Annotated in this window: 14 protein-coding genes; 7 read left to right on the forward strand and 7 right to left on the reverse strand. The window is 69.3% G+C overall.

Features of this window, described 5'->3' with window-relative positions; all coding sequences use genetic code 11:
• The first annotated feature begins 112 nt into the window (after positions 1-112).
• From VQ042_RS12105 to VQ042_RS12130, 6 genes are all read left to right on the forward strand, one after another.
• Entirely contained in the window at positions 113-787 is a 675-nt protein-coding gene (locus VQ042_RS12105; RefSeq protein WP_331819539.1) for an amino acid kinase family protein, read from the forward strand.
• Positions 788-879: 92 nt separating this feature from the next.
• Positions 880-2,286, forward strand: a complete 1,407-nt coding sequence (locus tag VQ042_RS12110; protein ID WP_331819541.1) for a DUF6513 domain-containing protein — start codon at positions 880-882, stop codon at positions 2,284-2,286.
• Between the two features lie 38 nt (positions 2,287-2,324).
• Positions 2,325-2,909, forward strand: a complete 585-nt coding sequence (locus VQ042_RS12115) for a DUF447 domain-containing protein (protein WP_331819543.1) — start codon at positions 2,325-2,327, stop codon at positions 2,907-2,909.
• Positions 2,910-3,047: 138 nt separating this feature from the next.
• Entirely contained in the window at positions 3,048-3,566 is a 519-nt protein-coding gene (locus VQ042_RS12120; RefSeq protein ID WP_331819545.1) for a 2Fe-2S iron-sulfur cluster-binding protein, read from the forward strand.
• The gene (locus tag VQ042_RS12125) at positions 3,563-4,537 is read left to right on the forward strand and encodes an FAD binding domain-containing protein (protein ID WP_331819547.1); all 975 of its coding nucleotides are present in this window, start codon (positions 3,563-3,565) and stop codon (positions 4,535-4,537) included. The genes VQ042_RS12120 and VQ042_RS12125 overlap by 4 nt, the downstream gene beginning before the upstream one ends.
• Positions 4,537-6,771 carry a xanthine dehydrogenase family protein molybdopterin-binding subunit gene (locus tag VQ042_RS12130; RefSeq protein ID WP_331819549.1) on the forward strand — a complete coding sequence of 745 codons (2,235 nt, stop codon included), beginning with the start codon at positions 4,537-4,539 and terminating at the stop codon, positions 6,769-6,771. The genes VQ042_RS12125 and VQ042_RS12130 overlap by 1 nt, the downstream gene beginning before the upstream one ends.
• A 118-nt stretch (positions 6,772-6,889) precedes the next feature.
• Here the strand turns inward: VQ042_RS12130 and VQ042_RS12135 are convergent, their stop codons facing one another.
• Complete coding sequence (locus tag VQ042_RS12135) at positions 6,890-7,918, reverse strand: hydantoinase/oxoprolinase family protein (protein ID WP_331819550.1); 1,029 nt, start codon at positions 7,916-7,918, stop codon at positions 6,890-6,892.
• A gap of 74 nt (positions 7,919-7,992) precedes the next feature.
• On the opposite strand from VQ042_RS12135, the gene VQ042_RS12140 reads away from it, so the two are divergent.
• Positions 7,993-8,688 carry a HisA/HisF-related TIM barrel protein gene (locus VQ042_RS12140; RefSeq protein ID WP_331819552.1) on the forward strand — a complete coding sequence of 232 codons (696 nt, stop codon included), beginning with the start codon at positions 7,993-7,995 and terminating at the stop codon, positions 8,686-8,688.
• A 223-nt stretch (positions 8,689-8,911) separates the two neighbouring features.
• Here the strand turns inward: VQ042_RS12140 and fae are convergent, their stop codons facing one another.
• The 6 genes from fae to VQ042_RS12170 form a co-directional block, all read right to left on the reverse strand.
• Positions 8,912-9,421, reverse strand: coding sequence for a formaldehyde-activating enzyme (fae, locus tag VQ042_RS12145; RefSeq protein ID WP_209593537.1), 510 nt, complete (start codon positions 9,419-9,421; stop codon positions 8,912-8,914).
• A 237-nt stretch (positions 9,422-9,658) separates the two neighbouring features.
• On the reverse strand, positions 9,659-10,519 hold the full coding sequence (locus VQ042_RS12150; protein WP_331819559.1) for a triphosphoribosyl-dephospho-CoA synthase: 861 nt from the start codon (positions 10,517-10,519) through the stop codon (positions 9,659-9,661).
• Entirely contained in the window at positions 10,516-11,463 is a 948-nt protein-coding gene (locus VQ042_RS12155) for a RimK family alpha-L-glutamate ligase (RefSeq protein WP_331819561.1), read from the reverse strand. Before VQ042_RS12155 ends, VQ042_RS12150 begins: the two co-directional genes overlap by 4 nt.
• Positions 11,456-12,427, reverse strand: coding sequence for a methenyltetrahydromethanopterin cyclohydrolase (mch, locus tag VQ042_RS12160; protein WP_331819563.1), 972 nt, complete (start codon positions 12,425-12,427; stop codon positions 11,456-11,458). The genes VQ042_RS12155 and mch overlap by 8 nt, the downstream gene beginning before the upstream one ends.
• Complete coding sequence (locus tag VQ042_RS12165; RefSeq protein ID WP_331819565.1) at positions 12,424-13,539, reverse strand: ATP-grasp domain-containing protein; 1,116 nt, start codon at positions 13,537-13,539, stop codon at positions 12,424-12,426. Before VQ042_RS12165 ends, mch begins: the two co-directional genes overlap by 4 nt.
• Positions 13,540-13,543: 4 nt before the next feature.
• The gene (locus VQ042_RS12170; protein WP_331819567.1) at positions 13,544-14,440 is read right to left on the reverse strand and encodes an NAD(P)-dependent methylenetetrahydromethanopterin dehydrogenase; all 897 of its coding nucleotides are present in this window, start codon (positions 14,438-14,440) and stop codon (positions 13,544-13,546) included.
• Positions 14,441-14,463: the final 23 nt, after the last annotated feature.

Raw genomic sequence — 14,463 nt, forward strand, 5'->3', positions numbered from 1 at the left:
CAGAGCGGCGTGCGGGCGCTCTTTCGGGCGCGGGCGCGCTCCGGCATCCGGCAACAAATCGACCCGGCCGGGTGGCACCACGGGGCATGTCGTGACACGGTGCCCGGGATGAATGGCTGACGGCGAATGGGGCAGGTTCTTGGACAACATCCTGGTCGTGAAGTTCGGAGGCAGCTATGCGACCACGCCCGATCTGCTGCGCTGGCTGAAGGCGATCGAGGATTCCAGCCTGCCGGTGGTGATCGTGCCGGGCGGCGGACCGTTCGCCGAGGCCGTGCGGCGCTATCAGCCGCGCATCGGCTTCAACGACGCAACCGCCCACGAGATGGCGATGCTGGCCATGGAGCAGTTCGGCCTGGCGCTGGTCGGCCTCGGCAGCCGGCTGGTGCGGGCCAGCGACGATGCCGGCATCACGGCGGCACTGGCCCGCGGCGACATCCCGGTCTGGATGCCCCGGCCCATGGCGCTGGCAGCACCGGAGATCGCCCAGGACTGGAGCGTCACCTCCGACAGTCTCGCCGCCTGGCTCGCCGGGCACATTCCGGGCGCGCGGCTCTGCCTGATCAAGCAGATCGACCTGCCGGACGATTCCACCCTCGCGGCGCTGGCCGGCGCCGAGATCGTCGACGAGGCCTTCGCGAAGGTGCTGTCGGAGGCGACCGAGCTCTTTGTCGCAGGTCCCGCCGACCTGCCGGCGGCCGGCATCATGCTGAGCGAGGGGACACCGCCGGGGCGCCGGATCGGGCGTGCCCCGTCGCCTGCGCCCGACGCTGCGGCGTCCGGCTGAGCCCGGCCTTCATGTCCGATCCGTCTGCGGCGATGCCGGAACCTTGCGCCGGGCACTTTCCATTCGCGCGGCAATGGCCGACATAGCCGGTCATGGCGATGGAAACCCTGCTCTTTCTGACCGGCCACCTGGCGCGCCCCCGGCTCGAACGCGTGCTGACCGGTCTCGGCGAGACCGACTTCGACTGGGCGATCGCCGATATCGGCGTGAAGGTCGCGGCACTCGCCACCGGCGACATCATCGAGCGGCGCCTCGAGCGGCCGGTGACGGCCGACCGCGTCATCCTGCCGGGCCGCTGCCGGGCCGATCTCGACAGGCTGTCGGAGAGCTTCGGCGTCCCGTTCGTGCGCGGGCCGGACGAACTGGCGGACCTGCCGGCCTTTCTCGGCCGCAAGGGCCTGCCGCCGGACCTGTCGCGGCACGACATGCGGATCTTCGCCGAGATCGTCGACGCATCGGCGCTGGCGGTCGAGGACATCCTCTCCAGGGCCGATGCCATGCGTGCGGCCGGCGCCGACGTCATCGACCTCGGCTGCTTGCCGGACACGCCCTTCGACCATCTGGAAGCCGCCATCGGCGCACTGAAGGCGGGCGGCCATCGGGTGAGCGTGGATTCCGCCAATCCCGACGAGCTGGCCCGTGGCACGCGCGCCGGCGCCGACTTCCTGCTGAGCCTGACCGAGGAAACCCTCGACATCGCCCGGGAAGGCGATGCCGTGCCGATCCTGGTGCCGGCGCGGCCGCATGATTTCGCTTCGCTGGAGCGGGCGATCGCGCGTGCCGGCGACATGGGGATCGCCTTCATCGCCGATCCGATCCTCGACCCGATCCATTTCGGCTTCGCCGCCTCGCTGGTGCGTTATCACCGGCTGCGCGAGGCCTGGCCGGACGTCGACATCCTGATGGGCACCGGCAATCTCACCGAGCTCACCGACGCCGACACCTCCGGCATCACGGCGACGCTGCTCGGCGTCTGCTCGGAACTGGCGATCCGCAATCTCCTGGTCGTGCATGTCAGCCCGCATACTCGCCGCACGGTGGAGGAGCACGATGCGGCGCGCCGGATGCTGTTTGCCGCCCGCGCCGACGGCGCCCTGCCGCGCGGCTATTCCGATGCGCTGCTGCAGGTGCACGACGTGAAGCCCCATGCCGCGACCCCCGAGGAACTGGCCGAGCAGGCGGCGACCATCCGCGACCGCAACTACCGCATCGAGACCGCCGCCGACGGCGTCCATCTCTACAATCGCGACGGCCATGCGGTTCACACCGACGCCTTCGAGTTCTTTCCCGAGATCGCGGTCGCGGGCGATACCGGCCACGCCTTCTATCTGGGCGCCGAACTGCAGAAGGCGGAGATCGCCTGGCGGCTCGGCAAGCGCTATGCGCAGGACACCCCGCTCGACTTCGGCGTGGCCGCGCCGCGGCGCGAGGAGGACCGCACCCGGCTGGAGGCGGCCGGCCATACCCTGAAGGCGAAGAAGCAGCCATCGTCCGGCTGACGGGCCGCACCCCAGACATATCCGCGAGAGACCGACCCATGCCCTATATCCGCGAGACGATCCTGACCACGGCCTCGGCCGACGGCGTGGTGCACATCGCGCCGCTCGGCATCATCCAGGATGGCGAGGACTGGGTGATCGCACCGTTCCGGCCGTCGACGACGCTGGCCAACATCGAGGCGACCGGCGTCGCCGTGGTCAACTACACCGACGAGGCGAAGATCTTCGCCGGCTGCCTCACCGGCCGGCGGGACTGGCCGGTGAGGCCGGTGGAGGGGTGCCCCGTGCCACGGCTGGAAGCGGCCCTGTCCCACGACGTCCTTCAAGTGGTGTCGGTGACCGGGGACGCGACCCGTCCGCGCTTTCGCTGCCGGGTGGCCGCCTCGGGCCAGCACCGTCCGTACCAGGGCATGAACCGCGCCAAGGCGGCGGTGCTGGAGGCCGCGATCCTTGTCAGCCGCCTGAAGATGCTGCCGGCCGAGAAGATCGAGAACGAGATCGCCTATCTGAAGATCGCCATCGACAAGACCGCCGGTCCCGACGAGGAGCAGGCCTGGTACTGGCTTCTGGAGAAGGTCATCGACCATCTGGCCGAAATCGAGCCGGACGCCCCAACCCCATAGCTCTCGTCCCGGCGTTGAACAGACTGTCGCAACGTCGAACCAATGCCCCCTTCGCGTCGTTGCTCCTTCAGTTTCGAACAATTCCAACCTGCGGCGGTTTCGATCGCGCGGGAGGGGACGAAGTGAAGGGGACACACATTGATCAATCTGACCATCAACGGAAGCGAGCACCAGCTCGAGGCCGACGTGCGCACGTCGTTGCTCGACGCCCTGCGCGACCATCTGGCCATGACCGGCACCAAGAAGGGCTGCGACCATGGCCAGTGCGGCGCCTGCACCGTGCTCGTCAACGGCCGGCGCATCAATTCCTGCCTGACGCTCGCCGTCATGCACGAGGGTGACGAGATCACCACAATCGAGGGGATCGGCGAGCCCGGCAATCTCGATCCGATGCAGGAAAGCTTCCTGCATCACGACGGCTATCAGTGCGGCTATTGCACGCCCGGCCAGATCGTGTCCGCCACGGGCATGCTGGGCGAGGTCAAGGACGGCTGGCCGAGCCATGTGAGCGAGACGCTGGATGGCGAGGTCGACCTGAGCGACGCCGAAATCTCCGAGCGCATGAGCGGCAATCTGTGCCGCTGCGCCGCCTATCCGAACATCGTCGACGCCATCCGCACCGCCAGCACCAAGAACCGTTCGGGAGGTCCGGCATGAAACCCTTCGAATATTCGCGCGTCGCCGAGGTTGCCGAGGCCGGCCAGTTGGCCGGCCGGTTCATTGCCGGCGGTACCAATCTCCTCGACCTGATGAAGCTGGAAGTCGAGACGCCGGAGCGGCTGGTCGACATCACCCGGCTGCCGTTGAAGGACATCGAGACGACCGAGGATGGCGGCCTGCGCATCGGGGCGCTGGTGACCAATTCCGACCTGGCCGCCGATGCGCGCATCCGGCGCGACTATCCGGTGCTGGCGCGGGCTCTGCTGGCCGGCGCTTCCGGGCAGCTTCGCAACAAGGCCTCCACCGGCGGCAACTTGCTGCAGCGCACCCGCTGCTATTACTTCTATGACACCACCGCGCCCTGCAACAAGCGCGAGCCGGGGTCGGGCTGCGGCGCGATCGGCGGCTTCAACCGCATCCACGCCATTCTCGGCGCCAGCGACAAGTGCATCGCCACCCATCCCTCGGACATGGCCGTCGCCCTGCGCGCCATCGACGCCGTCGTCGAGACGGTGCTGCCGGACGGTTCGACCCGCGAGCTTGATCTGGACGGGCTCTACCGCCTGCCGGGCGACACGCCCGAGATCGAGACCAATCTGGAGCCCGGCGAACTGATCACCGCCGTGCGCCTGCCCCGGCTTCCCGCCGCCGTTCACGTCTACCGCAAGGTGCGCGATCGTGCGTCCTATGCCTTCGCGCTGGTCTCCGTGGCGGCCGTGGTGACGGTCGAGGACGGCACGATCTCCGCCGCGCGCCTGGCCTTCGGCGGGCTCGCCCACAGGCCGTGGCGCGACGAGGCCGTCGAGGCCGCGCTGATCGGCCAGACGCCGTCCCGGGACCTGTTCGCCAAGGCTGCCGACATCCTCCTGAAGGATGCCAGGGGGCAGGGCGGCAACGACTTCAAGATTCCGCTGGCGCGCCGCACGCTGTCTGCCGTGCTCGCCGAAGCGACGAAGGGAGACGCGTGATGAACACCCATGTCATGGACAAGGAGATCGGCGAGACGCGGCTCGACCGCGAGATGCAGGGCATCATCGGCAAGCCCGTCGATCGCTACGAGGGGCCGCTGAAGGTTTCCGGCCGCGCGACCTATGCCTACGAATATCTGGCTGACGATAAGGACGTCGCCTACGGCTTCATGGTCACCGCCGGGATCGGCAAGGGCCGGATCGTCAAGGTGGACGGCGCCAGGGCGATGTCGGCGCCGGGCGTCCTGGCGGTCGTCGACGGCGACAGGATCCTGCGGGCGTCGTCGCTGCCCATGGCACCGGCCGCCCAGACCATCGACGGCCAGGTCTTCCACTACGGCCAGCCGGTCGCCGTGGTCGTTGCCACGAGCTTCGAGGCGGCACGCCATGCCGCCGGGCTGGTGGATGTGGAGTACGAACCGGCCGCCAAGGGCCGCTATTCGCTCGCCGAGGTCAAGGACCAGGGCCGGGCGTCGGAAGAGGGCGTGATGCCCGCCGACACCGAGCGCGGCGATTTCGAGACAGCCTTCGGCGAAGCCGAGGTCCGGTTCGATGCGACTTACACGACCCCCAGCCATCACTCCGCGGCCATGGAGCCCCACGCCAGCGTCGCCAGGTGGGAGGGAGACAAGCTGACCGTCTGGTCCTCCTGCCAGCTGCTGGAGACCAACGTCCAGCAGATCGCCAATGGCGTCGGCGTGCCGGTCGAGAACGTGCGCCTGCTCAGCCCCTATATCGGCGGTGGGTTCGGCTCCAAGCTGGGCATCGGCCCGGACGCGGTTCTGGCTGCGCTCGCGGCGCGCGCCGCGGGCCGTCCGGTGAAGCTGGCACTCAGCCGGCCGCATGTCTTCCAGACGACGTCGCGGCGGTCCGAGACGATCCAGCGCATCCGGCTGGGCACCACCAGGGACGGGCACATTACCGCCTTCGCCCACGAGACCTTCGCGGCGAATTCGCCGGGCAACGGCTTCTTCGAGCCGGCCGGCGTGTCGAGCGTGTTTTTGTATGCCGGCAAGGACCGCAGGGTGACCCATCGCCTGTCGGAGACCGACGTGCTGATGACAGCGGCCGTGCGGGCGCCCGGCGAGGCGGTCGGCATGCTGGCGCTGGAAAATGCCATGGACGAGATGGCCGAGAAGCTCGGCCTCGACCCGGTCGAGTTCCGCAAGCTGAACGAGCCGGAGGTCGCCCCGCAGGACGACCTGCCCTATTCCTCGCGCAAGCTGCTGGAATGCTACGAGGAGGGCGCCCGCCGCTTCGGCTGGGACAAGCGCGACGCCACGCCCGGCACGAAGCGGGATGGCGAATGGCTGATCGGCTACGGCATGGCCGCCGCATCGCGCGCCAACTCGCTGATGAAGTCCTCGGCCGAGGTCGAGATGACGCCCGAGGGCCGGGCCGTGGTGCGCACGGCCATGACCGACATCGGCACCGGCACCTACACGATCCTGCAGCAGATCGCCGGCGAGATGCTCGGCCTGCCGCTGGACCGGGTCGACGTGGAACTGGGCGACACGACGCTGCCTTCGTCGTCCGGTTCGGGTGGCTCCTGGGGCGCCAACAGCGCCGGCTCGTCGGTCTACGTGGCCTGCGAGGCGCTGATCGCGGAGATCGCCAGCCGCCTCGGCGTGGATGCCGACGGCCTGACCCTGAAGGACGGGCACGCCATCGCCAACAACCGCCAGGTGGCGTTTGCCGAAATCCTCGCCGGTGCGAGCCTGTCGAAGATCGGTACGATCGAGCCGGGCGAGACCTCGGAGAAGTTCAACCAGGCGAGCTACGGCGCGCATTTCTGCGAGGTTGCCGTCAACGCCGTCACCGGCGAGACCCGCGTGCGCCGGCTGATGACCGTGGCGGCGGCCGGACGGATTCTCAACGAGAAGACGGCCACGTCCCAGTGCTACGGCGGTCAGGTCTGGGGCATCGGCTCGGCGCTGACCGAGGAACTGGTCATCGACGAGCGGACCGGGCTTCTGGTCAATCACGATCTCGCCGAGTACCACCTGCCGGTGAATGCCGACGTGCCGCAGTTGGAGGTCGTCCTCCTGCCGGAGCGCGATCCCCATGCCAGCCCGCTGGCCGGCAAGGGCATCGGCGAACTGGCACTGGCCGGGGTCGGGGCGGCAGTGACCAACGCCATCTACAACGCCTGCGGCGCCCGCGTCCGCGATTATCCCATGACGCTGGACAAGGTCCTGGCGGGCATGTCGCCGGAGATCGCCGACGCTGCCTGAGCGATCGACGACAGGCGTGAGATGACGACGGGCGGGACCAGACAGCCGGTGCCGCCCGTTTTCGTGCGCCGTGCATGGTACCGGACGCCCTGATCCGACCCTGCCCCAGCGGGCGGTATCAGGCGCGCTGGCCGGCCAGAAGCGCGAGGGCCGCAGCAGGGGCGGCGCGGCAGACCGCGTCGCGCATGTCGCCGGGGCAGTCGAACAGGTCGGAGAAATCGACGACGCCCCGATCGAGCCGGGCAGCCAGCCGGCGCAACACGGGCCGGCCTGCGCCGGCGACGACCACCGGGGCGTCGTCCGATACATCCTCGCGCGACAGGACCTGCAGTGCGGCGTCGTGGATGTGACGGATCTGCGCCTCGGCAAAGGCGTGTGCCAGCCATTCCCAGGCACCGTCGCCCGCATCCGCAGCGTCCATGCCGACCATCCGGGCCAGCCGGCGACGGGACGCTTCCAGCGTCTTCTCGTGCCCGTCGGCAGCGGGGTGGAGATCGTCGGCCTCGTCGAGAATGCCGATGATCCGCTGCACGTCGGCCATGCTGGCGAAGAACTCGTTCATCACCGGGATCGAGCGTCCGGCGAAGGGGACGCGCTTTTCGACCGCCATCAGCGCCGTGCGGGTGTAGCCCTGATAGACTAGTTCGCCCTCGACCAGGCGCGCACGGTCGGTGAAGCCGTGGGCCTTCACCTCGCCACCGGCGAGCGGCAGGATGTCGGTCGTCGTCGAGCCCATGTCGAGAAACAGCGCTTCCTCGATATGGGAGGTGGCCAGCGCCGCGCTCGCATGCCAGTTGGCCGAGGCGACGGAGTCGGCCTGGCCGCTCGCGTCGCCCGGAGCCAGGAAGCCGGCGCGTCCGGCGTAGATCAGGACGTCGCCCGACAGCCGCTCGCAGAAGAGCCGCGTCAGCTGCGCGACGCCGTCGCGGCGCGATTTGAAGATGTCGGAGAGCTCACCGGTCATGGTGATGGCGTGCCGGTCGACCTCGGGCATGTCCGCCATTATGGCCGTCAGCGCGTTGTCCAGATGCGCCAGGCCGAGCCAGATCGGGCTCGGCTCCTGCCAGACCTTGAGGATCCGCTCCCCGTCCGCCAGCACCGCCTTCAGATGCGCGCCGCCGACGTCCCAACCCAGCGTTCTCGTCATGCCATGTCCGCTCGTTTCTGATACGGGGCATGCTATAGCACCGAACAGCGCGGCGGCGCGAGCCGAAGGCCATCATGCAGATCATCCCCGTACTCGACATCAAGGGCGGGCGCGTCGTGCGCGGCGTCATGGGCGATCGAGCCAACTACCGGCCGATCGAGACGCCGCTGGCCGAGGGCGCGGCGCCGGTAGACGTGGCGCGCGGGCTGATGACGCTCGGCGACTTCCGACGCTTCTACATCGCCGATCTCGATGCCATCGAGGGAGGGCCGGCCAATGACGCGGCCATCGCCGAACTGGGCGCGGCGTTTCCCCAGACCGAATTCTGGATCGATGCGGGCGTGCGCACGAGCGCCGATGCCGCGCGGATAATGACCGCGCCCCGCCATGTGGCGGCAATCGGCTCGGAATCGATCGTTGATGCGGGTGTCGCCCGCGACCTTGCCGGCGAGGCGCGCGTGGTGCTGTCGCTCGACTTCCGGGGCGACAGCTTCCTGGGGCCTGCAGAGATCCTCAACGATGCAGCCCTGTGGCCGCAGCAGGTGATCGTCATGACGCTGGCGCGGGTCGGCAGCGGCGCCGGGCCGGATCTCGAAAGGCTGAACGCGATCGTGGCGCGAGCTTCGGGGCGGGCGGTGTTTGCCGCGGGCGGGGTGCGCGACGCTACCGACGTTGCGGCGCTGGCGAAGGCCGGGATCGCCGGTGCGCTGGTCTCGACCGCCCTGCATGACGGCCGGCTGGCCCCGGCGGACCTGCAGCGCTTCGCCTGAGCATCCGAACGGGGAAACCGGCGAACGAACTTCCGGACACCGCACCCAAGGCTGCAGGGCGCTCCGTGCCAAGCCCATGAAAAAGGGGCCGCGCGGGCCCCCTTTCCTGACTGTCGTTCCCGTGGGAACTGGCTTCCTACTGGAAACCGAACTTGGCGGCCAATCGCCGGAGGAGGCCGGCGGGCATCGCCGGCTTGTCGTCTCCCCCGGGATGGTTCCTTGTCTAAGCGCCGGCGAACGGGTGAGCCGCCGAGCCTTTCTTGGAGACGACTTCCGCGGCGGTCGGCGTGCCCTTGATGGCGCGCTCGATGGATTCCATCGTCGCCTGGTAGTTGTAGTCGCGGATCTTGGCGTCGTCCTCGGCTTCCCAGTGGATGAAGACACCGACGCAGATGAACAGGTCGTCGGCTTCGGCAGCCGGGATGATGCCCTTCTCGACGGAATCGGCCACGGCGCGCGCGACGGCGGTCTGGGCCGGTCCGAACATCTGGACGGCCTGCTTGGCGCCCTTGATGGTGACCTTGTTGAACATCACCGTGTTCGGCTTGCAGGGCAGGTTCGGCGCAACTACGGCGAGCAGCGTCGTGAAGCCGTCCTTGTTGTTGGTCAGCGAGTTACAGAATGCCGACTCGGCGGCAGAACCGCGGGGCCCGATGATCAGGTCGATATGGGCGACTTCGTTGCCTTCGCCGACGAGCGATTCGCCGACCATAACCTTGTTGATGGTTGCCATGAGCAATTCCTCCAAATGTGCCAACCCGGCGCGGCTTGCGGCCGGCCCGGCCTAAGAACTTCCGATCCCGAGAGGGGTATTCCAGCAACGCCCTCCGCAAGCGCGCGACCGCTTTCCCTCCCGGTCGCCGGACGGTCTGCCGCCCGGCTTACGTCTATCCTTGTTAGCGGCGTCCCCCATGGGACCGGTTAGCCAGATAGCCAAAGTGTCACATGGACCCTTACGTCGGACAGTCAATCACTCCCGCTGCGCTTCCGCAAGGTTCCGGGCGAAAAGGCTGGCGACGGTCAGATCCGCCGATGTGCCGGGATTGCGGCCCTTGTGCTTCAGTTCGGCGTCGAGGCGGAGCGCCATTGCGAGGCGTTCGTCCCGGTCCGGCGTGCGGGACAGATCGTCGGCGAGAGCCGCCATGCGCCGGCGGACCGATTCGGCCTCGGCCAGTCCGAATTTGCGCTGGATGTGGCTGTCGGGGAAGGCCACGGCGAAGGCGAGATAGGCGGCGAGCGCAGCGCCCGTCTCCGGGTCGTCCTGGCCGGCCGCCTGCGCGGCCGCAATTGCCGGCAGGCCGATCTCGAAGATCTCCCGGAAGCCGCCGGCATATTGCCGGGCGACGAGGTCCCGATCGGCGGCAAGGCACATGGCCGCCACGAGGCCGATGGTGGGCGGCGAGCGCACGTCGTGCTCGCCTGCCTCGCCGAGCCCGCCCGGCGTCGCCAGGGCGATGGCGGCGAAGGCGTCGCGCGTATCCTGCTGGTCGAGCGTCGCAAGCACCGCGGTGACCGCCTGGCGCAGGCTGCGACCCGAAGCCGGACGCTCGGCCGCGGCGGCCAGCGGCGCGCAGAGGAGGACGATGCCGAGATTGGCGTTCAGGCCGACCGCATCCCAGCTGGCGCGGGTCGCCGCGAGGATGCGGGCACCGACACGCAGATCGGGTCGCGCAATCCAGGGTGCCGTGGCAGCCGCCGCTGCCTCGAAGGTGTCGGCGGTCATGCCATGGCCACCGGCATGGCGATGGACATTGCCGGGCTTGGCCGCGTCCAGTTCGGCCCGGCAGGCGGCGAGAAATGCCGCCGCGACCGCGTCCGGTGACAGGCTCATACGGCGCGGGGCAGGGGCTGCGCCGGCGCGGACCGGCGGTGGGCCTCGGCCAGCGCCACCACGTCCCGCGCGCGGATCGCGGCGATGTCGCTGCCGGTGGCGCGATGCAGACCGGTCCAGGCGGGCATGGAATTGACCTCGATGATCGCGGCGCGGCCGGTCTCGTCGCGCAGCAGGTCGACCCCGCAGAAATCACCGCCGACGGCGGCGGTGGCGGCGATCGCAAGCTCCTCCATCTCGCGATCGGCGGGCATGGCGACGGCGTTGGCGCCCTGCTTGACGTTGGTGATCCAGCTGGCCGCCTCGCGCCGCATCGAGGCGACGGCGCGGCCAGCCGACACAAGCACCCGCACGTCGCTCCAGCGTCCGCCGGTCTCGACCCCGGCATAGCGCTGGAGATAGTAGACGCCGCCCGCGATTTCGGCCGGCGGCGGCAGATCGGCAGCGGTGCGCAGCAGTTTCAGCCCCTTTCCCTGCGCCCCGAACAGCGGCTTCAGCACCATCGGGCCGGGCTCGGCGGCCAGGATGCGCTCGGCCTCGGCCCGGCTTTCCACAGCGTGGCTGCGCGGGCTCGGCAGTCCGGCCCGGTGCAGGAGGAAGCTGGTCATCGACTTGTCGGTGCAGTTCTCGACGGAACGCGGGCTGTTGGAGACCGGCACGCCGCTGCGCGAGAGGGCGTGGAGAACGCCGAGCCGCCGCGTCACCTGCTCGAAGCTGCCGGCGTCCATGGTGCGCAGGCAGACGGCGTCCGGAAGATCTTCGCCCCATTGCGGAAGGCGCAGGCCGCTCGCCGAGCCCGTGTCGAAGCCGATTTCCGACAGGCCCGCCAGCACCACGTCGGCGCCCAGCGCGCCGAAGGCCGCGACCAGGTCGCGGGCATGCCGGTCCCGGTTGGCCGAGACCAGCAGGATGCGCAGCGCGCCAGGGGCAGTCGGCTCAGCCAAAGGAGGCGTCGACGAGCTTCGGATCGACCGCGCCGCCGCGGAAGGTCTCGCCGGTTTCGAGTGCGACCACAGCCACTTCCGCGGGCGAGAACAGCATCGGGTCGATCTTGTAGAAATCGCCCTCGTAGCGGCGGAAGATCTCGGCAAAGGGCGTGCCGTAATCGTTCGCCGTCGAGCTTGGCAGCTTTTCGGCCAGCTCCCTGGCGTCGGACGCCGGTCCGGTGACGTGCAGCTGGATGCGCCCGCCATAGATGACGGCGTCGTTGGTGCGGCCCATGGCGGTGATGAAGTCGGGATGCGGCGGGCTGAGCGGCGCGGTGCCGCTGCCCTCGACGATGCGCGACAGGTCGAATTTCAGCTCGTGCGCCTTGTGCAGCGCTACCTCGACGACGCGGCCGACGATCTGCACCGAACCGGCCAGGCTCTGGGTCGGGGCGTAGATGATGGTCAGCGCCTCTGGCGCGACACGGCAGTCCGCGGCGATCTGCCGGACGAGCTCCTCGGGCGGCGGGCTGCCGGATTCCAGCACCAGTGCGGCCGTGTCGCTCTCGTCGGCATAGGCGATGTCGGAAAACAGCGTCTCCTTGCCGGCAAGTGCCCGGGCGGGGCCCGAACCCATGGCGAAATAGGCCGAATCGCCTTCGCCGCTGGTCAGCTGCCAGCCGGCATACTGGCTGCCGAGGCAGGCGACGACCGGCTGCCAGGACCGTGTCGTCAGGGTGAACGGCCAGCGGGGCAGATAGGGCGACGAGCCCAGCGTCACCTGCCCGAGCCCGCCGAGGCAGATCTCGGTGATCAGCCGGCCGGCCTCCAGGCTGCCGGTCACGCCGGCGCCGGCGTCGATCAGCGTTTCGCCGGCCGGCCCGGTGGATAGGCCGACCCGCAGCTCCGCCGCGCGCGATGTCAGGGTCTCGATCAGCGGAAGTACACCTCCGTTGACCGACAGCTTCGATACATGGCTCATGCGGCCATCCTCCCGGCTAGTTCATGCAATTCATCCACGCGGGCGTGGAACAGGGATTCGGCCGCAGCCGCATCGGCCGCCTCCGCCACGATGGTGCAGAGCGGCTGGCCGGCGCCGAAGGTCGCGGGTGGCCGTGTCCGGTCGCAGGTCCATTCCGGCCAGACGAAGCCGGACGGCAGATGCACCGGTCCGTCGGTCCACGCAAGGCCCGCAGCCCGAACGGTGGGGACGGGTGGGACGCCGTCCGGCAGTCTGCCCCGGCAGGCATTCAGATGCAGGGCCAGGAGCGGCGCCTCGTCCCGGTCGTAGATGTCGACGGTCGCGCCGAAGCGCGCGTTGATTTCCAGAAGCACCGGCCCCTGCGGCGACACGACGAAATCGGCGCTGGCGAGGCCGGTGAGCGGCACCTCCCTTGCCAGTCGCTCCACGGCCGCGACCATTGCCGGGCCGGCGTCGCCCGGCGGCTCCAACGGCCCCACCGCGCCGCCATAGCGGAACGGCTCGTCGGCGGAAGGTGCCGCCCATTGCCGGGTGAAGCCCAGCATCGCGATGCGCCCTTCGGCTGCCAGAAAGGCCGCGGACCATTTTTCGCCCGTCACGATCCGCTGGACGTAGCGGTCGGCGCCGGGCGCGGCGTCGGTCGCCGGCTGCACATGGCTGCCGCCGGCGCCGCCGATCTTCTTCGACAGCCAGCCGGAGGGATCACCGACGCGCTCGCGCCGGATCTCTGGATGGTCGATGCCGGCTCTGGCGCAGAGCGCGGCGAAGCCTTCCGGGTCCTTCAGCAGGCGTATGATGGCGGCGTCGGTGCCGAGAATCGGCCAGCGTGCGCCGATCCGGTCCAGCAGCTCGGTGCGATCCTCGAAGCCCGCTCCCTGGACGAAGCCGATGGGCGAATGCCCCTCGGCCATGCGCTCGAGGAGCGTGAGCAGTTCCTCGCCATCGAAGCCATCCGGATAGTCGCCATGCAGCACCTCGGCGACCAGCGCCGACTGCTCGAGATCAAGATCGCCGAAGAAGTCGACCGCCAGCGCGCCGATGCCGGAGCGGCGGGCGCTCTCGGCGATCTGGCGCGCCGAGAAGGCGGCGCAGAGGAGGGTGGGACCCGTCACCGGTTCAGCTTGCCAGGGTGCGGGCCAGCGCGAAGGCATCGCGGAAGTCCAGCACCTGCGGCTCGTCCGCCTCGATCATGCGCTGCAGGAGACCGTATTCGGTTTTCGACTTCATCGGCCCGACGGCAAGGGCACCGATGCCGAAGGCACTGGTGCCCTCGATCGCCTCCTCGTCATCCATCACGTCGATGCCTTCGATGCCCAGTGGCGGCACCGCATTGGCGTCGGCGGCCACGAGGAGCTTCGACGCGCCCTGGATCTGGTCCTTGCCGAGCACCTGGATACCCGCCCTGGCGGCGGCGACGATGACATGGACGTCCTCGATGAGGGCGGTCTTTTTCTCGTCGCTGGACCCGTCGACCGGCTCGACTTCGATGCCGAACCGGGCCTCCATCTCCTTGGCGCGCTTGGAGATCCGCTCGATGCCGTCATGGCCGACGACCTTGACCCTGGCGCCTTCGAGCGCGGCGATCACGGCGGCGCAATAGCCGACGACGCCGGTGGCGCCGAAGACGGCGATGGTGACGTCCTTCAGCGCTTTCTGGTGCCGGTTCTTCAGGGTGCGCTCGATGCAGGCGACCATCGCCGCGGCCGTGGTGTACGATCCGGACGGGTCGGCCATGATGTTGCAGCCGAACGGCGGCACGAGGGCCTTCTTCGTCGCTTCGATCATGTCGAGGGCGAGCACCGCGTCGTTGCCGCCGAAGAACACGGCGGACCGCACGCCGCGGTCCGGGGGACGCGAGAAGATCACGTCCTGCACGAGTTCGGTGACCTCCTCCATCGCGACGCCGGCATAGGGCAGGACCGCATCGTAGCCGGCGTCGAGCGCCATGTTCAGGTCGAACGGGCTGACGTGTTTCTGCGGCGTGAGCATGTGCAGGATGTTCTTGTGGGCCATGGGAAGTCTCCGGTCTGGATGTG

This window comes from Aurantimonas sp. A2-1-M11 (assembly GCF_036549475.1).
Taxonomy (GTDB): Bacteria; Pseudomonadota; Alphaproteobacteria; order Rhizobiales; family Rhizobiaceae; genus Aurantimonas.